This window comes from Kitasatospora sp. NPDC002543, from assembly GCF_053594915.1.
On record NZ_JBSFWR010000010.1, the window covers coordinates 105,015 to 129,991 of the forward strand.

Here is a 24,977-nt window from a genome sequence, read left to right on the forward strand (position 1 = left end):
CAGCAATGACCAAGGTGCACGTACTCGCACTCGGAGACTTCGGCACGGCCGTGGCGGAGCGGCTGCGACGGGACCACGACGGGGTCGTGGTCACCTCGGACCGGGAGGGCCCGCAGCAGTTCTCCGCGCGCTGGCCCAGGGCCGACGTGCGGGTGCTCGCCTCCTGGCGCGAGGCGCCCGCGGTGGCCGAGGCGCTCGACGCCCGCTCGGCTGCCTGGGGAACCCCGTGGCTTCCGGTGGTCGCGGAGCACCCCCGGCTGCGGATCGGGCCATTGGTGGTGCCGGGTAAGGGAGCCTGCTACCACTGCTTCCGCCGCCGGCGCTCCCAGCACGAGCGGGACAGCGCGCTGACGGCCGCCCTGCACGCGCACTATGACGCCCATGCGGAGGCGGGGCCGGGAGGGTTCCTGCCCCAGCACGCGGTGCTGGCCGCCGGTGCGGCACTGGACCTGTTGCGGAGGTTGGAGCACGACGCTGGCGACAAGGACGCCGGGACCATACGCCACTGGCACCTGCTGGAGCAGCACCTCGCCGCCGCGCGGGTGGTCGGCGTCCACGGTTGCGACCGGTGCCGCCGAACGAGCACGTCGGCAGGATCGAGTTGGGAGGACCTGGCACGCGACCTGGACCCATGGCTACCGGTCCCCGCCGCACTCGACGTCCACGCCGACAGCATCACCACGCCACCGACTCCCGCTCGCGACTGAGGTATGACCATGGCTGACAACAAGCTCGTCTCTGCCCAGGACATGCGCCGCGCCGTCGCGACGGACCCGCAGTTCCGCCCCCCTACCCGTCCCGCACTCTGTCGCGGCCTGGTGGTAGTTCCCCTCCCGGACGGGATCCTCGTCGAGGGTGGCCCCAGCCGTCAGGTCCTTCGGGGCACCGCCACACGGGACCTCGTCCCCAAACTGCTGCCGCTGTTCGACGGCACGCGCGAACTGTCGGACATCGCCGATCAGTCCGACGTCCCGGTGGAGCACGTCGAGCAGGTGAGCGCCCTGCTGTACACCTGCGGCCTGCTGGAGGAGGGCGAGGCGCCGGACAGCGCCTCGGACAGCGCCGTCGCACCGTACTGGTCACGGAACCTCGACTCCACCCGGGTCAACCGCAACGCTCGCGAGGTGCAGCGAAGGCTGGCCGAAACACGGGTGGCGGTGGTCGGCCGCCGAGACGTCTGCGCGCTGATCCGGGACAACCTCACCGAGGCCGGCGCGACGCATGTCGCCCTGGCGGACGGCGGAATCCCCGACATCGCACCGGACCTGCTGATCGCCATCGCCGACGACGAGCGGACTGATCTGCAACCCCTGGCGTCCTGGTGCGCTACCCACGGTGTCCCTCTGCTGCCGGTTCACGTCAGCCACACGACGCTGGACCTGGGCCCCTACATCGACCCGGAGTTCACCGTCTCGTACGCCGAGGTGCAGCGGCACCGGGACGGTGCCGCTTCCGGAACCGACCGGCCGTCCGCCCTCGATGACGGCGTCGCGCGTTCCGTCATCGTCGCACTGATCACCAACCAGGTGACAGCACTCGTGGGACGGGTCGGATCGACGCCGGTCCTGCGCGGACTCGTCCGCACGGATCTGGATGCGTGGCAGCAGTCGTTGTACGTGATCGCCCCGATACCGGACCGCCCCGACGCCCGCTCGGCACTGACCTCGGCCGGGGTACCGCTCGCCCTCGCCTTCGAAGCGTCGGTCGCCTTCTCCCCGCGCAGACTGCTCAACCCGCGAGACCACCAGATGCACTACAAGCCGGGCAACATCGCGCTGCAGCACGAGAGCAAGCGGTGGCCCAGCGCCCGCACCGTCGTCCTGCCCGGCGAAGGGGTGGTGCCGCACAGACCGCTCGACGCGGACACCGCGCCGTCCGTGGACCGGGTGACCCTCGACCATCTGACGTCGGTCCTCCTGCGGGGGGCCGGCCGACGCGAGGACCCCACGCCTACCCGTCACGTCCAGCGGTGGGCGCCCACGGGAGGCAACCTCGGATCGGTCCAGCTCCACGCGCTGGCCGGCGACGTCGACGGACTGCCGGCCGGCATCTGGGGGTACGAGTCCGCGGCCCACCGACTGGCACTGCTCGGCGACGCGACCGAACACGGGCTGCCCGAAGCCGGGGACGGCCCTGCGGTGACGATCGTGCTCACCGGCGCCCTCGCCCGGGTCGCGTCGAAGTACTCCGCCTTCGCCTGGCGGGTCGTACACCTGGACGCGGGCGTGGCCATCGCGCAGATGGCCCACGTGGCGCGGTCCCTCGGACTGCGGGCGCAGCCGCTCGACCGGTGGGACGACCTCGGTCTGGCCGCCCTGCTCGACCTCGACCTGGACGCGGAGCCCGTCACCGGTGTGCTGACGCTGCGTCCCTCTGCCGTGAAGGAGCGCTGACCGTGCCGATCGACTCCGCCCCGCTGCTGCCATCCCGGCGACAGGAGCAGGACCTTCCCCTGCTGCTCGACCACAACAGCGTCCTCCGGGAGATACAGGTCCGCAGCCGCCTGGACGCCGAGTCGCTCGACCGGCCCCTCACCACACCCGACCCGGCGCTGCGCGGCCTGCTGCGCATCTCCGCCGAAAAGCGGGCGGGCGGTGCGGGCGGCATTCCGGCCGTCGCCGCTCCGACGGGCCGAAAGTCGCTGGACGAGCTGCTGCGTCACCGCTCCTCGGTACGCACCTACGGCTCCCGGCCGGTAGCGGTCGAGGCCATCGCCGCAATGGTGCACCGGGCCTCGGACTTCGACCGTTCCGCTTGGCCCGACCACGGGTCCGGAGCCGAGTTGGAGTTCCTGGTGGCCGCGCGCGATGTCTCCGGACTGCCCCGGGGGCTGTACCTGTTCTCCCCGGAACGCGGCGACTTCACCGCGTTGGCGGACCTGCCCGGGAGCGAGGCCGCCGGTGACCTGGTGCTCCAACTGGAGTTCGCCGACGCCCCCGCCATCGTGCTCGTCTGCGGCCCCCTCGCGGGCTCCCTCGACCGCCACGGGGAGCACGGGCACCGGCTGCTCCTCACCCGTGCCGGCGCCGCTGCCCACACCGCCTGGCTCACGGCACTGGACCTGGGGCTCGTCGGCAGCATCTTCGCGGGGTTCCTGTCCGCCGCCCTCAAGCCGCTCGTGCCGGTCGATGGCTACCGCAGCACCCAGTTGCTCGCATTCTCCCTGGGCCACGCGCCCACCGGTGAGGACGGCTGAGCGCGTCCAGGTGGGCCAACACAGTCTCCGCGCCCTGTCCGGGGCGCGGGCAAGCGGCGGGCGCCACCACCGGTCGCCCGCCGGCCATCGCAAGTACCCGAGATCGAGAAGGAGAACGTCATGCCGTACGACACGGATGTGCTCGTCGACCTGTTCGCCGAGGACAACTCCCTGACCGTGGACGCCCTGCCCACCGACTCGTCGCTGGCGTCGGTGTCCACTGTCGGATCGCTGGGTTGCCTCTCCTGCCCTGGCTCCACCGCGATGTGCGCCGGAACAGCCAGCTCCCAGGGCTGACGATCACCTCGCCGACACCTGCCGAAAGGAAACCACCATGCCCGACACCATGAACCTCGACCTCTTCGCCGAGGACTTCGCGGCCAACCTGACCGCCGAGGTCCTCGACGACGCAGCCCTCCTGGGCACCTGGGGATCGCTGGGCACCTTCACCAGTGCGTCCTGCCCGGCCTCCACCGCGGGCACCAGCGCAAGCGCCTCGTCCGCCGGCTGAACCGGCACCGACGACACCCATCACCCCCAGAGCACCGGAACAGAGAAGGAGACAGACCCTCATGCAGCACGCCACGGAACTCGACCTGTTCGCCGAAGACTTCGTCGACGGCCTTCAGGTCGAGCAGCTGAACGACAGCACCCTGCTCGCCAGCTGGACCTCCAGCAGCAGCGTCGGCTCGGCCAGCTGCCCCGGTTCCACCGCCTCCAGCGCCTCGACCGCCTCCTGCACGAACTGAACCCGGCGGAAGCACGGCTTCCGACCGCATCCCAGAAGGGAAGAACACCGTGAACACCACGTGGACCAACCCGTCGGCGCAGCCCATGACGGACACCTTCGCCATCGACCTCGCCGCCGAGGACATGACGGTGGAGCTGCTCGACGACAGCGCCCTGCTCGGCACCGCCGGCAGCTTCTCCAGCGGTGGTAGCGCCAGCTGCCCGGCCTCCTCGGTCGGCTCCGCCGCCTCCTGGTCCTCGGCCGGCTGACCTGGCCTGACTCGACCATGAGCAACACCGCCGGGTCGGCAATGTGCAAGATTGCCGACCCGGCGGTGTCCCTCCCAAGTATCCCCTCAGGAGGTCACTCCGTGCGATCCCTCGCAACGGCCATTCGACGCCGGGAGAGCGCAACCGGACAGAGCATCGTCGAAGCACCCACGGACACCGCATGGCTCGACACCGAACGGCTCGTACTGAAGGACGGCATCGAGCAGTTGGAGGGCATCGACGGCAGGCCCATGCTCTTCGACGGCTCCACCGGACGCTACGTCGCCGTTTCCCGCGCCGGGACGGTCGTCCTGTCGCTCCTCGACGGCGCTTCCACTGCGAGGGACGTGGTGCGGACGGTGACCGCTTCGTCGTCCGGCGAGCCCACCGCCATCGAGACCGCCGTGCTGCGCTTCTTCAGCGAACTCCGCCAGGCTGGCGTGCTCACCATCGCCCCCCAGGCGCAGACGCGCGGGCAGCGCGTCATGCGGTACTCGCTGCGCGAGCGGATGCCGCGCAAGGCACTGACGCGCTCGGTCCACGTACTGCTGGAGCCACTGGCCCGGCAGTTGCGCCGGCTACCGGTGGCCGTCGTGGTCGGCGCCTGGCTGGCGCTGGTAGGGGCGGCGGTCGCCGTGGCCGGCTACGCCCTTGCCGACCGGGGGGCGCCGCAGTTCTCCTCCTGGTCGTGGCTGGCGGTACTGCTTCTGGTCGCCCAGATCGCCGTACACGAACTCGGCCACGCGCTGGTCTGCCAGTACCTGCGGGTGCCGGTACGGGAAGCCGGCGTCACGCTGATGCTCTACGTGATGCCGGTGGCCTACGTGGACCGGACGGACGCCTACCGGGTTCGCAACCGCGCACCCCGCGTGCTTATCGCCCTCGCCGGCCCCATGAGCGACGCGATCTGGGCGGGCGTCACCGGTGGGGTGCTGCTCACCGCGCACGGGGCCGCGCACGACATTGCGAGCGCGCTGCTGCAACTGCAGCTGCTGCTGATGCTGGTCAACCTCAACCCGCTGCTGCCCTCCGACGGCTACCACGCCCTGGAGTCCGCGATGGGCTCCATCAATCTGCGCGGACGGTCGTTCGCCTATCTGACCCATCTCGTGACCAGGGCGCCCCTGCCCAGCCACCTCCTCGCGAGCAGCAGGACCAAGCGGGCCGGCTACTTCGCGTTCGGGGCGCTCTGCCTGCTGTACGGGCTCGTCCTGGTCGGCATGGTGCTGTCCTCGTGGTGGCGCGTCTTCGAGGCGGTGAGCGGCGCGTGAGGACAGCCCGGAACGCACCACAGGCCGGACTGCCCGCCACCGGGCACGGCCTCCCCACCGACTCCACCCCGACCGTCTCCCTGTTCACCGTGCACAGGGTCAACAGCCTTCCCGTCGAAGACCTCAATCTGGCGCTGCGCAGCACCGGCGCGTCCCTCCGTCTGGAGACGGCCCTGGAGCAGCAACTGGACGGCATCACCGGGCCGTTGTCGGAAGCGCTCCACGCACTGGTTCCCGCACTCGACCACGAGCCGGGCCTGCGCCGCGCGGTCCTCGGCCTGCGCCGCGCGGTGCACAACGGCCGATCCGTCACGCCGAGCCCGGCCGTCCTCCAGGCGGTGTCCGAGAGGCTGGCCCCGGCCACCAGCCGCTTGCTGGCCCGCTGGTCCGAGCGGACCGGCCGGCTCGCCGGGCAGCGCGCCGAGACCGACGCCAGGTACGGAGAGGAGACCGCGCGGGCCACCGTCCTCCTGCGTGAGGCACTCGCCGATCCCCGCCTCGCCCAAGGGCTCGCCCACGCCAGTCCGCACCTGCTGGGACATCTGACGTCGAAGCCGCTCGAACCGCAGAGCAAGGCCGCCAGGTCGGTCCTGGGCTATGTCTCCCGGGCGGCGCTCAAGACGAGTCCCTTCTCCCGGCTGACCGCGCTCGCTCTCGACGGCGTCCAGCCCAGCACCGATGGCCACAGCTACGTAGCCCAGCACCACGTCCGGTCCTGGCTCGACGTCCTCGCCCGGGACGAACGGACCGCTGCCGCGTTCCAGGTCGAGCCCAACGATTCGGCCCGGTACCTGGGGGACCGTCCGCACCTCCTGGTCTCCTCGTACAACGCGGGAGGAACCACGGCCTGGCGCTCGGACACCCTGGTCGACGCGGGTCTCTACGCACCACTCCTACGGACACTCGCCGCCTGGCCCCGGATGACGGTGGCCGAATGCCTGATCCGGATCGGGGGAGAGGATCCGTTCGCCGGCTACCTGCGACTGCTGGACACGGGCTGGCTCCGCCTGGTCCTGCCTTGGCGGCCGGACGACCGGCGGCCGCTCCCGGAGCTCGCCCGTTCCCTGGACGGACTGGACCACCCGGTCGCGCGACGGACCGCGACCCTGCTCCGCCACCTCGACTCCGAGGCGGCCGAACTGTCCCGGCTGCCGGGTGCGCGACGCGTCCGGATCGTGGAACAGCTCGCGGCGAGCACACGGCCGGGCGCTGACGGAGATCCCCGCCCGACCGTCCGATTCGCCGTCTACGAGGACGCCGTCGCGGACGTCACCGCGGACATTCCCGGTGACCACGTCCGAGCGGACCTGGCCGAACTGGGCAGGCTGATCCGCCCCCAGGTGTTCCGCTCGCACATCTACGACTGGCTGCGTGACGAGTTCGTGCTCCGACACGGATCGGGCCGGCGCTGCTCCGACGTCTTCCAGTTCCTGTGGGAGGTCGCGGCGGACCCCGAGCACGACCGGAAGTTCACCCGCGCACTGCTGCTGGACCGTGGCATGGTGGGCCGTCCGACCGACCGGGCGTGGCTTCCCGTCTCGGCCAGCAGCGCACCGCCGACGACCGCGGTGCTCTACCAGCTCGCGGCGGCCTCTGCGGACGACATCCGTCAAGGGCGCCACCGCTTGGTGGTCAACCAGTACAACCCTGGGATGGGCGGGCTGGTCGCGCGGTTCCGCGCCCTTCTCGCACCCGGCCGGCCGGGTGAAATGGGCCTCACGGAACATCTGCAAGGCTGGGTCGCCGACGCGTTTCCCCAGGCGGTCCCATGCCAACTCACGCTGTCCGGCGACGTCAACGGCATGCACCGGGCCGCGGACGGCGTACTGCCCGGGCTGCGTTGGCCGGGCGAGCCGTCCGGCCCCGGCGGCTCACCGGGCTCGGCGTCCGGCATCACCGTCGAACACGATCCGACGACCGACACGCTGAGGCTGGCCACCGAGGACGGGGAGACCATCGCACCCGTGTACCTGGGAGTCGTCCCCATCCACCTGATTCCCGGGGTGGCCCGGCTGCTGCTCAGCCTCGCGGACCCGTGGGTCAACGGCTCCCGGCTGAGCTGCACCCGCAGCCCGCTTGATGCCACGTCTCCCCCGCAACAGGGCGGGGTCGAGCTACTCCCTGGCGTTTCCCATGGTCGGCTGGTACTCGGCCGCCGCACCTGGCGGTTCGCCCCGGGGGTGATCCCCCGGCCGGAGAAGGGCGAGACACCGGTGGCGTTCTTCCGGCGGATGCACCGGTGGCGGGTCGGCCACGGGATTCCGGACGAGGTCTTCCTCTCCGTGGAGAGCTCCGTGCCGACCGGCGACCAGGCCGCCACCAAGCCGGCGTGGCTGTCCTTCCTGAGCCCGCACGCCGTATGGGCGGCTGCGACCCAACTGGGATCCGCCACGCACATGGTGGCGATCCGGCTCGCGGTTGCGGCGCCGGATCGCTCCGAGTACTGGGTGCGGGACGGCCGAGGGCTGAGCCGTGCCGCCGAGCACATCTCGCTGCTGCGCTGGGAGCGCCCGGAGCCGGCACAGGCCGGTCGGCACGAGCCGGACGGAACTCGGGTGGAGAACCGATGAACGAGGGTCTGACCGAAGCGGACTGGTGGTACGTGCGCCTCTATCCCGGCGGTCTGGAACATCTGGACGAGGCGGTGACCAGTTGCCTTCCGCCACTGGTCGAGACAGCACTGGCCGGGGGAAGCGACCGCTGGTTCTTCATCCAGTACACCGACTGGAACGGCCCGCATCTGCGGCTGCGGATCCACGGCCCACGGCACCTGCTCGACTCCCTGCACCGCCGACTGCCCGCTCTCGCCATCGACTGCGAGCGGCTTGCGGGCCGCGCCCCCACCGAGCGCCCCCTGCTGCTCCCGCTCGACCTGCGCCCCTTCGTGGGACGGCACGCGGGCGCCGACGTCGCCGTGTACGAACCCGAGGACGGAAAGTACGGCGGGCCGACCGGCACCCGGCTCGCCGAGGAAGTGTTTCAGCACTCCAGCGAGTTGGCCCTGTGGGGCGTTGGCCTCGCCAGGACCCCGGATCGCGCCGCGCTGGCGGTGCTGCTCCTTCGCGGCTCGGTTGCCGCACTGCAGAGGGTGTCTCCCCCCGAGGGAGTCCGGCCGATAAGCGAGAGCCAGTTCTGGCATCGGCACTTCATGTGGTGGACCCAGGACGTGGGCCACGCCGCCGAGCAGTTGCGCACCCGGTTGCGCGACGATGCCGAACAGGACCGCTGGGGGATCGAGGACCGGGCCGAATCGCTGGCATCCGATCCGGTCGTCCGGCACCGGATCGAGGAATGGACGTCGGTCGTGGCCGCGTACCTGGACCGGGCATCCCACCACGCCGTTCCCCACAGTGCAGCTCACCTGGTTTTCCACCAGGCCCACATGATGCTCAACCGAATCGGGATCCTGCCACGTGAGGAGGCACTGCTCGGCGTCCTGGCAGCGCGCGCTGAATTTGTCCGGGACCTGCCGGTGTGACGGAAAACTGACGGATAGTGGGTAGGGACAATCGACGAGCCGTCCGGCGCCCGCCGGAGTGATGGAGGTCTGACATGAAGCAGTCGTCGGCAGGGGCCGGCCGCGCCCGCACGCTGAGCGTGATACTCGTCCTGGGGGCGGTCGCCGGCACGGTGACCGGGTTCCTGGCCGGGGACTCGTCGGTCCGGGCGGTGTGCGTGGGACTCTCGGTGGTTCTCCTCTGTGTCGCAGGAGCGGCCTGGAAGACAAGCGGCAATCGAGGCGACGCCACGCACGACTGAACGGGCTGTCCGGCCGAAGCAGCGGACCCAGCTGCGCGCTCGTTTGCAGCTGGGCCGCGCCGGCCTTCGTGGGTTACCGACAGGGCCAGCCCCCTGACAGAGGGTCGCGGGACCTCTTGGGGGCAGGCGGTGGACGCGAACCGGCTGGTGGAAGGTGTCCCGGTTGCGGTCAGCCGGGAGGGGTTGCGCCGCACGGTTCGGTAAAGACGTAGCCGGTTTCCAGCCATCGTTCGCCTGCGGCGTTGAGGTTCCCCGGTGCGCGGTGGGCGCGGGGAGCCCGGAACTCCCGGCTGGCGAGAGTGACCGGGCCGGGGCGTCGTCCACGTCGGCCGCCTTTTCTCCTGTGCCCGTTCGAGCACAGCGGCCAGGGCGTCGGCTCCCTGGGCGCCGGCGCTGTCAACGCTCATCCGGCCTTGGACCTTGACGGCATTGTCGACCAGCGCGGTGGTGCGGGGGCCGAAGCGGGTGATCCTGCTCGTCACCCTCGGCATCACGTGATCAAACCGGGCAGATCGCCCGAACGACGCCGACCTGGTCTTCATACCCATGAAGGCACAAGTGGCCACCCAGCTCTATGCATTCAACTGACACCAGTGGCATGCGGTGTTCTGAACGCTCAGGAGGATGGCGTGCCCCGGTTGGTCGCTCCTGATATCGCTTCTTCTCTCCAATTCCACGAAAAGCTCTCCGAAAGCGTGATGGGCGCGTGGATATTCGGGTGCGATACCAGTCCGGCGAACCATCGGGGTAGATGGAGGCGAAGTGCAGGGCCAGCTCAATTGGTCGCGCTCCGTGGTCATCGCGATGAGGGGAACGGCTGCCGGTACTTGTGAGCGCGCAGCGCTGGCCACCCTTGGCCAGTGCTCGTACGGGACCTGTGTGCCTGTGATACTGGCGGGCGCCGGCGGAGGGGCGAGCAGCACGGCGGTCGGCGTTGGCCATGCCGGCGGACCGCTTCGCGGCACGGAATCGGCACACATGAGGCTGAGAAACGACGCTAACCGACGAGAGCCGCGGAGCGCGATTTTCGCAGGTCGGATGCCATGTCGTCGGTTCGAACCCGACAGGGGGCTCAGTGCAGCGGGGGAAGGGCCGGGCCGACGGATGTCGGGCCGGCCCTTCGGCGTTGGCGGGGTCAGTCCTGGGGGAGGGTGAGGGTGGCGAGGGCGCCGCCGGTGGGGTGGTTGGTGAAGGTCAGGGTGGCGCCGATGACGCGGGCGTGGCCGGTGGCGATGGTGAGGCCGAGGCCGTGTCCGCGGCCGCGTTCGGGGGCGTTGGTGCGGAAGCGCTGCGGGCCGTGGCGCAGGAGGTCCTCGGGGTAGCCGGGGCCGTGGTCGCGGACGGTGATCCGGGGGCCGTCGACGTTCAGGTGGACCGGGCCGGCGCCGTGGCGGTGGGCGTTGAGGATCAGGTTGCCGAGGATGCGGTCCAGCCGGCGCAGGTCGGTGCGGACCTGCCGGTCGGCGGTGATCTCGACGGTGACGTCCAGGCCGGTGAGGGAGACGGTGCGGCGGGCCGCGCGTTCCAGCGGGACGGCGGAGAGGTCGGGGGCCTCGGCGTCCGCGTCCAGCCGGGAGACCTCGAGGAGGTCCTCGACCAGGCCGCGCAGCGCCTGGACCCGGTTCTGCACGAGCTGGGTGGGGCGCCCGGGCGGCAGCAGTTCGGCGGCGGTGACCAGTCCGGTGAGCGGGGTGCGCAGTTCGTGGGCGACGTCCGCGGTGAAGCGCTGTTCGTCCTCCAGTCTGCGGTGCAGGGTGCGGGACATCAGGTCGACGGCGGCGGCGAGGTCGGCCACTTCGTCCCGGCCGTCGACGAGTTCGCCGATCCGGGTGTCCGTCCCGCCGGCCGCGATGCCCCGGGCGGCGGTCGCCGCGGTGCGCAGCCGGCGGCTGATCCGGTCGGCGACGAGCACGCCGGCCAGCACGGTGGTGAAGACCGCGGCGACGACGGTGAGCAGGATGATGCGGTCCAGGTCGGCGATGGCCCGGCGGTCCTGGGTGAAGTCGATCCGGACGGACAGCACTCCCTCCCGCACCGGGACGGCCGCCCACATCGATTCGCCGGCCCCGTCGGCGGCGAGCAGTGAGCCGCGCCGGCCGGCCGTGGCGAGGGTGTGCAACCGGTCGGGCAGGGCCGGGTCGTTCAGGGCGGCGCCGGCGGCGAGGGCCTTCCTGCCGTCGCGGCTGTAGTCGGCGAGCGCGGAGTCGAGGGCGGTGAGGGAGGAGGCGCGGGCCTGGTCGACGTGTTGACGGATCATCGCCTGGTGGACCAGCAGGCCGACGGCCACGGCGACCAGGACGGCGATGGCGGCGACGGCGGTGGCGATCTGGCGGCGCAGGGTCATGCCGGGCGCCGCAGCTTGTAGCCGAAGCCGCGGACGGTCTCGATCCGGCCGGAGCCGATCTTGGCGCGCAGCCGCTGCACGTGGACGTCCACGACCCGGGTGTCGGCGCCCCACTCGTAGTCCCAGACGCGTTCCAGCAGGGTGGAGCGTTCCAGCACGATGCCGGGGGCGGCGGTGAACTCCAGCAGCAGCCGCAGTTCGGTGGGGGTGAGCGGGACGAGGCGCCCGTCCACCCGGACCTCCATGCTGTCGGTGTCCACCTGGAGGCCGTCGAAGCTGCGGACGGCGGCGGGCGGGACGGGCGCGGGCGCGCGGGAGGACACGGGCGCGCGGGAGGACACGGGCGCGGGGGAGGACGCGGGGAAGACGACGTGCCCGGCCGGGGAGGCCCCTGGTGCCGTCGGGGGTCCGGCCGGAGCGGCCGGGGGAGGCGGCGAGTCGGTGCCCGGCACGACCCGGATGCGGCGCAGCACGGTACGGATCCGGGCGACCAGGACGGCGCTCTCGAAGGGCTTGACCACGTAGTCGTCCGCCCCGGCCTCCAACCCGGAGACCACGTCCACCGGGTCGGTGCGGGCGGACATCATCAGGATCGGCAGCTGGCTCTCCTCCCGGATCCGGCGGCAGAGGCCGACCCCGTCGAGCAGCGGCAGCATGACGTCCAGCAGGAGCAGGTCGGGCCGTACGGCGTGGAAGGCCTCCAGCCCTTCCAGGCCGTCGGCCGCCGTGGTGACGGGGAAGCCGTAGCGCTCCAGTGCCATCCGGGTGGCCTCGCGGATCACCTCGTCGTCCTCGACCAGGAGGATGTGCGGGTGGGCGGGGGCCGCTGGGGGCACCGAGGGCACTGGATTCATCGCTTCGCTTCCGGGAGCACGGCGGGGGCTGAGGGCTGGACGGGCACGGAGGACGGCCGGACGGCGCGCGGGGACGGGACGACGGCCTCGGGGGCCGGCTGCTTGGGCGTGAGCTGGGTGGGGCGTCCCGGAACGGGGCCGGGCTCGGCTGCCGCGGTGGCGGACCGGCCGGGCTCGGCGCCGGTGGGCGGGAGCAATCCGACGCCCTCGTCCTTGCGCTCCGTCAGCGCGAGCCTGGTTCCGTCCCAGTGGTACTGGCTGGTGGTCCGGACGTCGACGCTGGTCGACTCGTACAGCCGGAGGTCGGTGCCGATGGTCACGGCGTTGAACGCGGGCTGGACCTGCACCTGGAGGACGGGCAGCAGGCGGTCCTCGGTGAGGGCGTAGACGTGCAGCACCACCCGCCCGGGCACGGTGACGACGGTGATCAGCTCGGGCTGCCCGTCCCCGGTGAGGTCGCGGAACTCGGGGGTGCGGACCTCGCACCCGGTGCAGGATCCGAGCGCCTGACGTTCCTCCGCGCCCACCGCCGGGTCCTTGGCGAGGACGGCGCGGACGTCGACGGCGGTGATGTCCCGCCCGGGGACGGTCAGGTCCGGTACGGGCTGCGGCGGCTTCGGGGTGACACCGGGCGTGGGCGCGGCCGCCGCCGGGGTGGTGGGCAGCTGCGGCCAGAGCGGCAGGGACTCCGCGGGCGGCGCGGTGACCTCGACCGGGCCCTGGTCGTGCAGGCCGCCGGGGGCGGGCCGGCCGAAGGCCAGGGCGGCGAGGGCGAGCAGGACGACCAGGCCGGTCAGGGCGAGGACCGGGACGGTGCCGGGTCGGCGGCGGAGTGCTGGTGGTGCTGCCACGGTCGGTGCTCGCCCTCCTGGTCTGCGGCTGTTCGGGTTCGTCACCCCGGTCGCACTCCGGTCGTACGCCGGTCGCACTCCGGTCGTGCCCCGGCCGTACCCCCGGGAGCGGCTCGGTCGGGACTCGGTCGCGTCCCCGTTGGTGGGTCGCGTCCCCGCTGGTAGGTCGCCCGGGCGGCGGTGGACGGTTCCGCGACGGCACGTGCGTGCCGCCGCCGTCAGGCCGGGTCCGCCAGCACGATGATGTTGTCCGTCCAGTGGCCGTCCGCGCCGATCTGCCCGCCGCAGGTGATCAGCCGGAGCGCGGGCGTGGGCGTGTCGCCGTACACCTGCTCGGTCGGGAAACGGTCCTTGGCGGCCTGGAGCAGCGTGCGGACCTTGAAGTCCACGGTGCTGCCGTCCGCGCGCCGGATCCGGATCGGCTCGCCGGGCCGCAGCTTCGGCAGCTGCTTGAACACCGCCGGGCCGTGCGCGGTGTCGAGGTGCCCGATGAGCACGGCGGGGCCGGTCTCGCCGGGGGTGGGGCCGTTGCGGTACCAGCCGACCTCGTCGCCGTGGTCGGCCGACGGCACCTCGACCGTGCCGTCCGGGTTCAGACCGAGCTCGGCCACCGGCGCGTCCACCCCGACGGAGGGGACGAGCAGGCGGGTCGGCGGGGAGGGCGGGTACGGCTTGGCGGTGGTGGGCGGCTCGCCCGCCGGGGTCGAGGAGCCGGGGGCCGCGGGGGTGTCCGTGCCGGCGGCGGCCCCGGCGGTGGTGCCGGTGACGGCACCGTGCCCGGAGGTCTCGACCCGCACCACCGGGGTCTGCCGGCCGGACAGCGCGAGCGAGGTGCCGAGCAGCAGGCAGAGCAGGCCCGCGGTGCCGAAGGCGGTGCGGCGCAGGGGCCCGGGGCCGGGCCGGGCGGCGCGCCGGCGACCCCGCCGGCGGTCCTGGGCGCGCCCGCGGTCCCGGGTGCGTCGGTGGCTGACGGTCCCCGTCACCGGGGCGGCCCCGGCGCCGCTTCCCCGACTGGCCGGGTACGGGGAAGCGGCGCCGGGGTGCCCGGCGGACTCGGGACCGGTGTCAGCCGCGCGCACCGGAGCGGCGGCGCAGGACGGCGAAGCCCAGGGCCGCGGCGCCGACGGCCGCGACGGCGCCGCCACCGGCGAGCATCAGGCCGGAACCGTCGGAGGCGCTGGAGCCGTCACCGGCCTGCGCGGCGCCCTTGGGCACCTCGCGGACCTGCGGCTGGGCGCCGCCGGGGGCGACCGGGGCCGGCGAGGCGGCGCGCTGCGGGGTGGCCACGGCGGGCGAGGGCGCGGCCTTCGGGACCTCGGCCCGCGGAGCGGCGGGTGCGGGCACGGCGGTCTTCGGCGCGGTGCCGGCGGCGGGGGCGACGCTGGGGGCGACCGGCGCCGGCGCGCCGTCGGCCCAGGCCTGGCCACCGGTGACGGTGGCGAGCAGCGCGGCGCCGGTCAGGGCGCAGGCCGCCAGGACGCGGCGGGCGGGCGAGTGGTGGGTACGGCTCCTGCTCATGCGGGGTGTCTCCATCGTCTGCATCGGTCGGTACGTGGTGGCCGCCGTTCCGCGGTGCGGTCCGCGGGACCCGGCGTGCCGGTGTGTCGGTGTCGGTGTGTCGCGGGGACGTACGTCGTCGGCGCCGGACGCGTGCGTCCTCGTCGCGGACGCCCTCCGGCCGTTCGGCCGGTCGGGCCAGCTGACCCGGCCCGACCGGTCCGGCCGGTGGCGTCGTTGACGACCGTAGGAGGGGCGTGTCGCGGTCCTCGGCCGGTCGTGTCACGGCCGCCCATCGGCTGCGTAACGGTGTGTCGGAGCGTCCTTCGTGATGTCCGGTCCGCCGCGTCGGCCCCGTCCGCCGCTACCGTCCGCTGTTACCGCCCCGCTCGTAGTCGGCGGAGGGTCCAGCCGGGGCCGAGCGGCCGGGTGTGCGCGGTGAAGAGTTCGGCGGCGCGGCGGTAGGAGAGGCGGGCGCGGCCGGTGTAGGGGCAGCGGTCGTGGGCGGGGGTGCCTGCGGGGGCGCGGCGGTCGGTGAGGAAGAGCGGGCCGGTGGCGCGGCCGGCCGCCAGGAGGGGGAGCAGCCGGGCGGTGCCGGACTGCCAGTGCACCGGGGTGCTGCCCGGCCGGGTGCGGCGGCGGGGGAGGTCGAGGTGGTCGGTGTCCAGGGCGAGGACGGTCTCGATCGCGGCGCCGGACTCGTGCAGCAGGTGCCAGAGCGCCTGTTCGCGCAGCGGCGCGCGCAGGGCGAAGAGGGTGTGCAGTTCGTCGGGGGTCAACGGGCCGGTGGTGTCGGCGGGTTCGGGGAGCGGGCGGGGGAGCAGGGCGGTGGTCGGGTCGCCGTCGAGCCAGCCCCGGGCGCGCCACCAGGCGACGGCCGCCCGCAGGGTGGAGAGCTCCCGGTTGAGGGTGCGCGGGTCGGTGTCGGCGCGGCGCCGGGCGGCCGCGGCGTGGAGCCGCCGGGCGGTGTCGGGGTGGTCGAGCAGCGCGAGCGGCAGGACGGGCGGCCGGGCCCGCCGCCGTTCGGGGCCGGTGGGTGCGGGGCGGTCGGCGAGCGCCCAGGCCCAGGTGTCCAGGGCGATCCGGTAGATCCGTCGGGAGCCGTCGGCGAGCCCGGAGGCGGCCAGGTAGCGCTCGACGGCGACGGCGTACTCGACCGGGGGGACGCCCGCCGAGGTTCCCGCCCCTGTCCCAGCCCCCGCCCCCGCCCCCGTTCCCGCCTCTGCCCCCGCCTCTGCTTCCGTCATGACCGCGACCGCCTTTTCCGCAGTAAATTTCCACGCCGAGCCACCGGAACCATAGCCAATGTTCGCAGTAAAAGGCAGGTAGGAGAGCATTATTGGGTCGATTTACTGCGGCATTGGCAAGTCGCGCGATAATTGACACCGAAAGGCTCAATCTTTTTCCCGCGATCCCTTGAATCCGCTCCCCGCCGGGCCCCAGACTTGCTGCACATGGCAGTGCGAATCGAACGGATCCCGGCCCGGAGAAGGCGTCTGGGAGACCGTCTCGCCGTGTTCGGCGAGCGTGACTTCACCTGGTTCTTCGCCGGGTACACGACCTCCCTCGTCGGCTCCTCGATGGCGCCGGTCGCGGTCGCCTTCGCGGTGCTCGACGGCGGTGGCGGCGGCACCGACCTGGGGTGGGTGATGGCGGCCCGGATCCTCCCGGTGGTGCTGGTGCTGCTGGTCGGCGGGGTGGTCGCGGACCGGCTCGGCAGCCGCCGGGTGATGCTGGGCTCGGACCTGCTGCGCGGGCTGGTCCAGGCCCTGTTCGCCGGGTTGCTGGCGGTGGGGCACGCGCCGGTCTGGGCGATGGTCGCGCTGGTGGCGCTCTGGGGCGTCGGCGAGGGGCTGTTCATGCCGGCCTTCGGCGCGATCGTGCCCGACCTGGTGCGCCGCAAGGAGCTGATGGCGGACGCCAACGCCCTGTTGGGGCTGGCCCGTTCGGTGTCCACCGTGGCCGGTCCCGCCACTGCGGGCCTGGTGACCGCCGCCTGGGGCCCGGCCGCGGTGCTGCTGGCCGACGCGGTGACGTACGGCGTCGGCGGCCTCGCCCTCGCCGCGCTGCGGACGCGGCTGCCGGTGCGGGCCGGGTCGGCCGACGAAGGGTCGATGATCCGGGACGTGCGGGCCGGCTGGTCGGAGTTCGCCTCCCGCCCGTGGCTGTGGATCACCACCGTGCAGATGGGCCTGTTCAACCTGCTGGTCTGGGCCCCTTTCCTGGTGCTCGGCCCGCTGCTCGCCCAGCGGGGCCTCGGCGGCGCCCGCGGGTGGGGCCTGGTGATGGCCGGCTACGGCGCCGGCGCGGTCCTGGGCGGCGTGCTGATGCTGGGCCGGGTTCCCGCCCGCCCGTTGGCGGTGGCGTCCGTGGCGGCGCTGGCCTGGGCGCTGCCCTCCGGGGCGCTCGCGGCCGGGGCGGGGCTGCCCTGGGTGGCCTTCGGCGCGGTGGTGGCCGGGGTCGGCTCGGCGGTCTGCGGAACGCTCTACACCACCACCACGCAGAAGTGGGTGCCGGCGGAGCTGCTCGGCCGGCTGACGGCCTTCGGCGTGCTGGGTTCCTTCGCCCTCGGCCCGCTCGGGCTGGCGGCGGCCGGTCCGTTGGCGGGCCGGTTCGGCGCGGACGCCGTGCTGCTGGTCGGGTCGGTCTGGCAACTGGTGGCGGGGGCCGTAGTGTTGGCCGTACCGGCGGTGCGCGACCGCCGCTGGGAGGAGGGCCCGGACGACTGACCAACCCCTCGGACGGCTTCGGGGCGCACCCCCGGCCCGCCGCGCTCCGCGCCCGGCCGGCCCCGGAGCGCGACCGGCTGCCCCTCCCGCGCACGCAGGCCTCCGCGGCGGGCGGGGCGGCCGACCCGGTCGTACGGTGGAGGACGGGGGCGACGGAGGAGGTCGATCATGCCCGGCTCGTTCACCATCAGCCATCACGGTTCCGCGGTCACCGTGGACCACGCGGATGCGGAGCGGCTCGCCACCGTCCTGGCGGACCTGGCGTACCTGCTGGAGATCCCGGGACCGAACCGGATCACCGACGAACAGGTCGCCGTGCTGTGCGAGGGCCGCGCCGCGGACCGCGCCGAACTGGTGCACTGGTGCGCGTCGAACGCCCGCGCGCTGAAGGGGCAGCTCTGACCGGAGCCGCCCGTGCTGTCGGCGGCCCGCCGTACGATGGCGCGCGGGGCGGGGACGCCCCTCGGGTGCCGGGGTGGCCGGCGGCCGGTCCGGCGGAGGGTGGGGGCCCGAGCGTGCCGCAGTCCTGGTCGATGTCCTGGCTGACCGTGCCCACGCCGCTGCCCAGTGGGCCGATGAGGGTCGCGGTGACCCCGCTCGGTGTGGTGTCGGCCGGTTACACCGGGCCCCACGAGGCCGGCGCGCCGCCGTGCGGCGACGAAGCGAAGATCAATGCCGTCACCGAGCGGATCGGCGCCTACCTGGCGGGCCGCACCCGCGAGTTGGGCCTGCCGATCGACTGGAGCCTGAGCTCCGGCCCGCACCGCGCCGTGCTGCAGACGCTCTGGCGCGAGGTGCCGTACGGCCGGACCATCACCTACGGCGAACTCGCCGCCCGCAGTGGGGTGTTCGACGACGTGGTGGAGCCGGGCCTGGCCGCCCGCACGGTCGGGCAGATGATGGCCGCCAACCCCGTTCCCCTGTTGGTGCCCTGCCACCGGGTGGTGGCGGCGGACGGGATCGGCGGCTTCGGTGGCGGCCGGGTCGGGATCGAGGTGAAGCGCTGGCTGCTCACCCTGGAGGGCGTGCTGGAGCCGACCCTGGACTGGAACGGTCCGCTGTAGCGGTCGTGCGCAGTCGCCCGGCGAAGTGGGCGTTCCCGGCGAGGGCGGGGTCCGACCGGACACGTACGGGTGTACTCGGACGACGTGTCCTGACAGTGAGTTGACGACGGGTCGGTGCTGTCGGCGGGCCGGTTCGAACGGTCCGGAGGGCGGGGGCGCCACGTGCGGATCGCGTCGGAGGGTGGCGCGGGTCGGGGCTTCGATGGGGGAGGATGGGGCGCGACACCCCGATATGTTCGAATAAATAGTCGAACAAATATCGATCAGGTGATCTATTCGTACTATTTGTTCGGCTATTCCGAACCACTCGAACGAGTGATTGCGGAGCGCCGTCGAATGGGCCCACCATGAAGCTGCAACACGCATGTGCAAGGCGACACTTCATCGGGTATGCGAAGGGCTCCCCTCATGTCGACCGAAACCAATGCCGGTATTCCTGCGCCAGGTGCGCAGGCGGAGATCCGGCAGCAGCAGAGTCTGAGCACGGCGGGCGCGCGGAACCTCGCGACGACCACCAAGAGCGCACCGCAGATGCAGGGCATCAGCCCGCGCTGGCTGCTCAGGAAGCTGCCCTGGGTGCAGGTGTCCGGCGGCACCTACCGGGTGAACCGCCGCCTGCGCCACTCGGTCGGCCGCGGCCGGGTGAGTTTCGTCAAGACTGGGGCCGAGGTGCGGATCGTCCCGCCGACGCTGGCCGAGGTGCCGGTGCTGCGAGGCTTCCAGGACGAGGCGCTGCTGGAGGAGCTGGCCTCGCGCTTCGTGCAGCGGGAGGTCGCCCCGGGCGAGATCCTGGTCCGGGCCGGGGCGCCGATCACCGAGGTGTTCCTGATCGCGCACGGCAAGCTCGACCGGCTGGGCACCGGGAAGTACGGCGAGGAGACGGTCGTCGGCACCCTCGCCGACGGCGACCACCTCGGCGACGAGGCGGTCCGGCAGGACGGCGGCGACTGGCCGTACACCGTCCGCGCCTCGACCTCCGGCACCGTGTTGTCGCTGTCCTGGGCCGCCTTCCAGGAGCTGCACGACCGCTCAGAGGCGCTCCAGCTCCAGATCATCGAGTACCTGAACGGCTTCCAGCAGGCGCAGAACAAGCACGGCGAGGCCGCGATCGGCCTCTCGGCCGGCCACCAGGGCGAGTACGAGCTGCCCGGCGCCTTCGTGGACTACGAGCTCAAGCCGCGTGAGTACGAGCTGAGCGTCGCGCAGACCATCCTCAAGGTCCACACCCGGGTCGCCGACCTCTACAACCAGCCGATGAACCAGACCGAGCACCAGCTCCGGCTGACCATCGAGGCCCTGCGCGAGCGCCAGGAGCACGAGCTCGTCAACAACCCGGAGTTCGGCCTGCTCAGCAACGCCGCGTACGACCAGCGGTTCCAGACCCACTCCGGCCCGCCCACCCCGGACGACATGGACGAGCTGCTCAGCCGCCGCCGCAGCACCAGGATGTTCCTGGCCCACCCCAAGGCGATCGCCGCCTTCGGCCGGGAGCTCAACAAGCGCGGCCTCAACCCGGGCACGGTCGAGGTCGACGGCAAGCAGATCCTCTCCTGGCGCGGGGTCCCGGTCTTCCCGTGCAACAAGATCCCGATCGTCGGGAGCACCAGCTCGATCATCGCGATGCGAATCGGCGAGGACAACCAGGGCGTCATCGGCCTGCATCAGACCGGAATTCCGGACGAATACCAGCCGAGCCTTTCGGTGCGGTTCATGGGAATCGACGACAAGGCCATCATTTCCTACCTGGTCAGCGCCTACTACTCGGCCGCGATCCTGGTGCCGGACGCCGTCGGCGTCCTGGAGAACGTGGACATCGCGCAGTACTGACGGTTCGCGGGGCCGGCCGTGAGGCCCCCGCCGTCCGCCGGGGCCGTGAACGCCACGGCGGACGGCGCGGTCCGGCGCCCGGCGCGTCCGGCGGTCGATGCGTCCGGCGGGCGGCGCGTCCGGCGGGCGACGCACCCCGTCGCGTACGGGCCCGGCCCGAAGGCGGCCGGGGCGCCGCGCGGCCGCGCCCGGCACCGCAACTCCGGTCCGCCGTCGGCGGGCCGTCCCACGACAGGCGCCCGACAGGGGGAAACACCCATGACGAGTCCCACGCTGGAGCGGGACCACAAAGAAGGGCACGAGGCGGCGGACATCCTCGCCCGCACCCGCACCCTGGTCGATCCGGTCCTGCGGGCCGCCGTCGACTCGCTGCCCGGCACCATGCGCAAGGTGGCCGGTTACCACTTCGGCTGGTGGGAGGCGGACGGCACCCCCGTCGAGGCCCCCGCCGGCAAGGCGATCCGGCCGGCCATGGTCCTCGCCGCCACCCAGGCCCTGGGCGGCAAGCCCGGCGAGGCCGTCGCCGCGGCCGCCGCGGTGGAGCTGGTGCACAACTTCACCCTGCTCCACGACGACGTCATCGACCGGGACGACACCCGGCGCCACCGGCCCACCGCCTGGCGGGTGTTCGGCACCACCGAGGCCATCCTCGCCGGGGACGCCATGCACTCCCTCGCCCTGCGCCTGCTCGCCGAGGACACCCACCAGGCCGCCCACGGCTCGATCCGCCGGCTCACCGACTGCGTGGTCGAGCTCTGCGAGGGCCAGCAGATCGACTGCGCCTTCGAGCGGCGCGACGACGTCTCGCTGCCCGAGTGCCTGGCGATGGCGGAGGCCAAGACCGGCGCGCTGCTCGGCGCAGCCTGTGCGACGGGCGCCCTGTACGGGGGCGCCTCCGAGGAGGCGGCACAGGCGCTGGACGGCTTCGGCCGGGAGATCGGGCTGGCCTTCCAGCTGATCGACGACCTGATCGGCATCTGGGGGGACCCAGCGGTCACCGGCAAGCCGGTGGGCGCGGACCTGGTCGCCCGGAAGAAGTCGCTGCCGGTGGTCGCGGCGTTGGGGTCCGGCACCGTCGAGGGCAAACGGCTGGCTGAACTGTACGCGATCGAACGTCCCCTGAGCGCCGATGAGTTGGCGCAGTGTGCGGCGGCCGTCGAGGCGGCCGGCGGGCGCGGCTGGGCGCAGGGCGAGTCCTGCGAGCGCATGGCCACGGCGATGGCGCAGCTGGCCGCCGCGGTGCCGGAGCCGGCCGCGGCGGACGAACTGCTGGCGCTCGCCGAGCTGGTCACCCGCCGCACGCACTGAGCGGGCTGCCCGCACCGGGCTGCCGCCCAGGCCGCCCTGGCTGCCGCTGCTGTTGCTTCTGCCGCTGCTGTCGCCGCTGTCGCCGCTGTCGCCGCTGTCGTCCCGGAGTGGGAGGCCGGTCCGTCCGACTTCCCACTCCGACGTCCCAACCCGAGCTTCCACTCCGGCCGGCCGGGACGGTCGCCCGTGAGCAGGCACCGCCCCCGAGCCGGCGCCGGCCCTCAGCCGAGGGCGGCCAACAGCCGCCGCTCCTTGGCGGGTTCGATGCCCTGCCGCACCACCGCCCCCGGCCGCCCCTTGCGGCCCTCGGCGTCGGTGTCCCCGGCCGGTCCGCGCGCCCGCAGCCACTCCCAGGTGTCGCGCGCCGTCTCGGCGAAGGGCCGGCAGCGCAGTCCGGCCGCCTCCGCCCGGCCGCTGTCGGCCAGCCAGGCGCCCGCCAGCTCGGGCAGGTCCGGTGCCCAGAAGGGGAGTTCGGTCCACCCGCCGACCTGGTCCGGCCCCTCGGCGAGCAGCGGCCCGTCCGGGACCCAGACCAGCTCGGTGCCCGGGGCACCCGCCACCTCCCGGCAGGTCTCCAGCCACTCGCCGAAGCGGAGCCGGCCGGGCGGCGCCGTGGTGACGAAGCGACCCGCCGTTCCGGCCGTCAGCAGGTCCAACCCGAAACGGGCGAAGTCCCGGACGTCGATCACCTGCATGGTGCGCCGCGGATCCCCCGGGGCGAGCACCCGCCCGCCACGCGCCATCCGCTCCAGCCACCAGGGCAGCCGGCCGCCGAACTCGTGCGGTCCGACGAGCAGCCCGCTGTTCAGCACCAGCGTGCGCCCGGCGCCGAACCCCGCCAGCACGGCACGCTCGCAGCCGGCCTTCAGGGGGTTGCCGGGCGGCTGGTCGGGCGGGGTGTCGGCCGGGCAGGGGTGCAGCGCCGAATGCTCGTCGATCACCCGGGCGGGCCAGTCGGCGAAGGCGTGGACGGAGGAGACGAAGGTGTAGTGGCCGGCCCGCCCGCGCAGCAGCCGGGCGCTGAGCGCGGCCTGGGCGGGCTGCTGGGCCGAGGTGTCGACGACCGCGTCCCAGCTGCGGCCGTCGACCAGCCGGGCGAGCTCGGCGGCGTCGTCGCGGTCGCCCCGGACCGCCTCGACACCCGGCAGATCGGCGGCGCTGCGGCCGCGGTTGAAGGTGGTCACCCGGTGGCCCCGGGCGAGGGCCTCGGCAGCGTAGGCCCGTCCGAGGAAGGACGAGCCCCCAAGCAGCAGGATCTTCATACCGACGACCCTCTCCCCGGCACGCCGCAGGTACGCCCGGATTCGCGGTCGGCAGATCTCCTGCCACCGGGTGCCGCCTGGCATCCGATCCGACGTGCCGCCCCGCCCGGCCCCCTCTAGCATCCGATCTGTACCGATCGTGCCGCTGTCGGTGACCGCACCCCGGCCCCGGTGCCTGCCCCGGACGAAGGACCCGTGATGAACCAGCCCGAGCTGGAGGCCCTGGCCGCCGACGCGTACGTCTACGGCTACCCGCTGGTCGCCGGCCTCACCATGGTCGAGCGCTTCGCCCGGGGCGGCCTGGGCACCCTGCCGGCCGCACCGTTCAACCGCCTCAGCCACGCCGCCCGGCTCGCCGGTCCCGCCGACCGCTTCGTCTCGGTCAACAACGACACGATCTACTCGATCGCCCAGCTCGACCTCTCCGAGGGCCCCCAGGTGCTGCACGTCCCGGACACCGCGGGCGCCTACTACGTGCTGCAGGTCATCGACGCCTGGACGGACAACGTCGCCTACCTCGGCCGCCGGGCCACCGGCACCGACGCGCAGACCTGGCTGATCGTCCCGCCCGGCTGGCACGGCACCCCGCCCGACCCGAACCGGGTGATCGAGCTGCCGACCACCGTCGGCACCCTCGTCGGCCGCTTCGCCTGCGAGGGCCCGGACGACCTGCCCCGGGTCCGGGCCCTCCAGGCGGCCCTGGAACTGGCACCGCTGGAACCCGGCGGACTGGTCGCCGGACTGCCCGAGCCGGACGCGGACGTCCCCGAGCGGCTGGCCTTCTTCGAACGGCTACGGGTCTGGATGCAGGCCTTCCCGCCCACCACCGCGGACGTCGAGTACCAGCGCCGCTTCGCCCCGCTCGGCCTGCTCGACGACGGCGCCTCGCCGTACCGCGCGGCCGCCCCCGAGTGGACGCTGGCGCTGGCCAAGGGCCTGGCCGCGGGCCGCGAACGGGTCGAGGACGCCAGCCGCCCGCCCGAGGACCACCCGCCCGGCGAATGGCGCAGCGCCCTCCACCTCTTCGACTACAACACCGAGCACCTGGGCCCCGGCACCCTGGACGACCCCGAGTGGCGCATCCCCGACCGCCGCGCCGCCTACCTCAGCCGGGCCGCCGCCGCCCGCGCCGGCCTCTGGGGCAATCACGCCTACGAGGCCTCGTACGCGATGACCTACGACGACTCCGACGGCAGGCCGCTCACGGGCGGCCACGACTACACCCTGCGCTTCGAACAGCCGCCCCCGGCCGGGGCGTTCTGGTCCGTCACGATGTACTCCGTCCCGGACTACTACCTGGTGGAGAACCCGATCGACCGCTACTCGATCGGCGACCGCACCCCCGGCCTGGTCCACGGCGAGGACGGCTCCCTCACCCTGACCCTCCGGCACGACCAACCCGAGGACCCGACCGCCGCCGCCAACTGGCTCCCCACCCCGCCCGGCGAGTTCCGCCCCATCCTCCGCATCTACCAACCCGAACCCGCCGTCCTGGACGGCACCTACCAGGTCCCCCCGATCCACCGCACCTGACACCCGGCCCCTCGCCGCGCGCGGGAAGTCGGCCGGGCCGACTTCCTGCGCCTTGTCGGCCGGAAACGGCGCCCGCTGGGGCCTGCTGATGCGCGCGTCCGAGCCTCCCCGCGCCGTGTGTCCACCCGCGCTGGGGGGAGCCCGCCCCTGCACGAGAAGTCGGCCCATTCGACTTCTCGTGCAGGGGACTGAGGCCTTGGGCCCCGGCTGACCAGGGTTCGCTGGTCAGCCGGGGCTGACTCCCCGCCCCTGTGGGCCCGCCGCCTTCGGCCGGCGCCCTTGGCTCCGGCCGCGTACGAGAAGTCGGTCAGGTGACTCTGCTGGCGAAGTCGTTCGGGGTGGGTGTGGGGGCGGTAGGTTCCTGCTGGTTGGGGTGGGTTGGCTGTCTGTGGGGGTGGGCTGTGCTGCGTCCTGGTGGGGTGTCGGGGATTCCGGTGGAGACCGTGGTGTTGGCTCGCAGGGTTCATCCGCGGGGGACGGACG

The 24,977-nt window shown here is 73.2% G+C and carries 23 protein-coding genes; 16 read left to right on the top strand and 7 right to left on the bottom strand.

The window, feature by feature from the left end; all coding sequences use genetic code 11:
• Positions 1–5: 5 nt before the first annotated feature.
• The 10 genes from ACWD4P_RS07395 (at position 6) to ACWD4P_RS07440 (ending at position 8,944) form a co-directional block, all read left to right on the top strand.
• The gene (locus ACWD4P_RS07395; RefSeq protein ID WP_449778878.1) at positions 6–707 is read left to right on the top strand and encodes a TOMM precursor leader peptide-binding protein; all 702 of its coding nucleotides are present in this window, start codon (positions 6–8) and stop codon (positions 705–707) included.
• A 9-nt stretch (positions 708–716) separates the two neighbouring features.
• Positions 717–2,393 (top strand): nitroreductase family protein, encoded by a 1,677-nt coding sequence (locus tag ACWD4P_RS07400; protein ID WP_449778879.1) that lies wholly within the window; start codon positions 717–719, stop codon positions 2,391–2,393.
• A 2-nt stretch (positions 2,394–2,395) separates the two neighbouring features.
• The gene (locus tag ACWD4P_RS07405) at positions 2,396–3,196 is read left to right on the top strand and encodes a nitroreductase family protein (RefSeq protein WP_359821285.1); all 801 of its coding nucleotides are present in this window, start codon (positions 2,396–2,398) and stop codon (positions 3,194–3,196) included.
• A 120-nt stretch (positions 3,197–3,316) separates the two neighbouring features.
• Positions 3,317–3,493, top strand: coding sequence for a thiocillin family RiPP (locus ACWD4P_RS07410; RefSeq protein ID WP_359821287.1), 177 nt, complete (start codon positions 3,317–3,319; stop codon positions 3,491–3,493).
• Between the two features lie 37 nt (positions 3,494–3,530).
• Positions 3,531–3,707: a thiocillin family RiPP gene (locus tag ACWD4P_RS07415; RefSeq protein WP_359821289.1), complete on the top strand. Its 177-nt coding sequence runs from the start codon at positions 3,531–3,533 to the stop codon at positions 3,705–3,707.
• Between the two features lie 61 nt (positions 3,708–3,768).
• Positions 3,769–3,945, top strand: coding sequence for a thiocillin family RiPP (locus ACWD4P_RS07420; protein WP_449778880.1), 177 nt, complete (start codon positions 3,769–3,771; stop codon positions 3,943–3,945).
• Positions 3,946–3,994: 49 nt separating this feature from the next.
• Complete coding sequence (locus ACWD4P_RS07425; protein ID WP_359821293.1) at positions 3,995–4,195, top strand: thiocillin family RiPP; 201 nt, start codon at positions 3,995–3,997, stop codon at positions 4,193–4,195.
• Positions 4,196–4,296: 101 nt separating this feature from the next.
• The gene (locus ACWD4P_RS07430) at positions 4,297–5,466 is read left to right on the top strand and encodes a PqqD family peptide modification chaperone (RefSeq protein WP_359821296.1); all 1,170 of its coding nucleotides are present in this window, start codon (positions 4,297–4,299) and stop codon (positions 5,464–5,466) included.
• Positions 5,463–8,036, top strand: coding sequence for a hypothetical protein (locus ACWD4P_RS07435; protein ID WP_449778881.1), 2,574 nt, complete (start codon positions 5,463–5,465; stop codon positions 8,034–8,036). The genes ACWD4P_RS07430 and ACWD4P_RS07435 overlap by 4 nt, the downstream gene beginning before the upstream one ends.
• Positions 8,033–8,944, top strand: coding sequence for a lantibiotic dehydratase C-terminal domain-containing protein (locus ACWD4P_RS07440; protein WP_449778882.1), 912 nt, complete (start codon positions 8,033–8,035; stop codon positions 8,942–8,944). Before ACWD4P_RS07435 ends, ACWD4P_RS07440 begins: the two co-directional genes overlap by 4 nt.
• A gap of 1,416 nt (positions 8,945–10,360) precedes the next feature.
• On the opposite strand, the gene ACWD4P_RS07445 is transcribed toward ACWD4P_RS07440, so the two are convergent.
• From ACWD4P_RS07445 to ACWD4P_RS07470, 6 genes are all read right to left on the bottom strand, one after another.
• Positions 10,361–11,569, bottom strand: coding sequence for a sensor histidine kinase (locus ACWD4P_RS07445; protein WP_449778883.1), 1,209 nt, complete (start codon positions 11,567–11,569; stop codon positions 10,361–10,363).
• The gene (locus ACWD4P_RS07450; RefSeq protein ID WP_449778884.1) at positions 11,566–12,423 is read right to left on the bottom strand and encodes a response regulator; all 858 of its coding nucleotides are present in this window, start codon (positions 12,421–12,423) and stop codon (positions 11,566–11,568) included. The genes ACWD4P_RS07445 and ACWD4P_RS07450 overlap by 4 nt, the downstream gene beginning before the upstream one ends.
• On the bottom strand, positions 12,420–13,274 hold the full coding sequence (locus ACWD4P_RS07455) for a hypothetical protein (protein ID WP_449778885.1): 855 nt from the start codon (positions 13,272–13,274) through the stop codon (positions 12,420–12,422). The genes ACWD4P_RS07450 and ACWD4P_RS07455 overlap by 4 nt, the downstream gene beginning before the upstream one ends.
• Before the next feature lie 218 nt (positions 13,275–13,492).
• Entirely contained in the window at positions 13,493–14,257 is a 765-nt protein-coding gene (locus ACWD4P_RS07460) for a class F sortase (protein WP_449778886.1), read from the bottom strand.
• Between the two features lie 82 nt (positions 14,258–14,339).
• Positions 14,340–14,792, bottom strand: a complete 453-nt coding sequence (locus tag ACWD4P_RS07465; protein ID WP_449778887.1) for a sortase-dependent protein — start codon at positions 14,790–14,792, stop codon at positions 14,340–14,342.
• Between the two features lie 356 nt (positions 14,793–15,148).
• The gene (locus ACWD4P_RS07470; RefSeq protein ID WP_449778888.1) at positions 15,149–16,018 is read right to left on the bottom strand and encodes a hypothetical protein; all 870 of its coding nucleotides are present in this window, start codon (positions 16,016–16,018) and stop codon (positions 15,149–15,151) included.
• Positions 16,019–16,285: 267 nt separating this feature from the next.
• Here ACWD4P_RS07470 and ACWD4P_RS07475 point away from each other — a divergent pair, with 267 nt between their 5' ends.
• From ACWD4P_RS07475 to ACWD4P_RS07495, 5 genes are all read left to right on the top strand, one after another.
• Complete coding sequence (locus ACWD4P_RS07475) at positions 16,286–17,500, top strand: MFS transporter (protein ID WP_449778889.1); 1,215 nt, start codon at positions 16,286–16,288, stop codon at positions 17,498–17,500.
• Positions 17,501–17,668: 168 nt separating this feature from the next.
• The gene (locus ACWD4P_RS07480) at positions 17,669–17,902 is read left to right on the top strand and encodes a hypothetical protein (protein ID WP_449778890.1); all 234 of its coding nucleotides are present in this window, start codon (positions 17,669–17,671) and stop codon (positions 17,900–17,902) included.
• Between the two features lie 113 nt (positions 17,903–18,015).
• Positions 18,016–18,564: a methylated-DNA--[protein]-cysteine S-methyltransferase gene (locus ACWD4P_RS07485; protein ID WP_449778891.1), complete on the top strand. Its 549-nt coding sequence runs from the start codon at positions 18,016–18,018 to the stop codon at positions 18,562–18,564.
• A gap of 408 nt (positions 18,565–18,972) precedes the next feature.
• Positions 18,973–20,391, top strand: coding sequence for a family 2B encapsulin nanocompartment shell protein (locus ACWD4P_RS07490; protein ID WP_359821164.1), 1,419 nt, complete (start codon positions 18,973–18,975; stop codon positions 20,389–20,391).
• 258 nt (positions 20,392–20,649) lie between these two features.
• Positions 20,650–21,699, top strand: a complete 1,050-nt coding sequence (locus ACWD4P_RS07495) for a family 2 encapsulin nanocompartment cargo protein polyprenyl transferase (RefSeq protein ID WP_359821162.1) — start codon at positions 20,650–20,652, stop codon at positions 21,697–21,699.
• Positions 21,700–21,920: 221 nt separating this feature from the next.
• Here ACWD4P_RS07495 and ACWD4P_RS07500 read toward each other — a convergent pair whose 3' ends face one another.
• Positions 21,921–22,961: an NAD-dependent epimerase/dehydratase family protein gene (locus ACWD4P_RS07500; protein WP_449778892.1), complete on the bottom strand. Its 1,041-nt coding sequence runs from the start codon at positions 22,959–22,961 to the stop codon at positions 21,921–21,923.
• A gap of 198 nt (positions 22,962–23,159) precedes the next feature.
• On the opposite strand from ACWD4P_RS07500, the gene ACWD4P_RS07505 reads away from it, so the two are divergent.
• Positions 23,160–24,494, top strand: a complete 1,335-nt coding sequence (locus ACWD4P_RS07505; RefSeq protein WP_449778893.1) for a DUF1254 domain-containing protein — start codon at positions 23,160–23,162, stop codon at positions 24,492–24,494.
• Positions 24,495–24,977 lie beyond the last annotated feature (483 nt).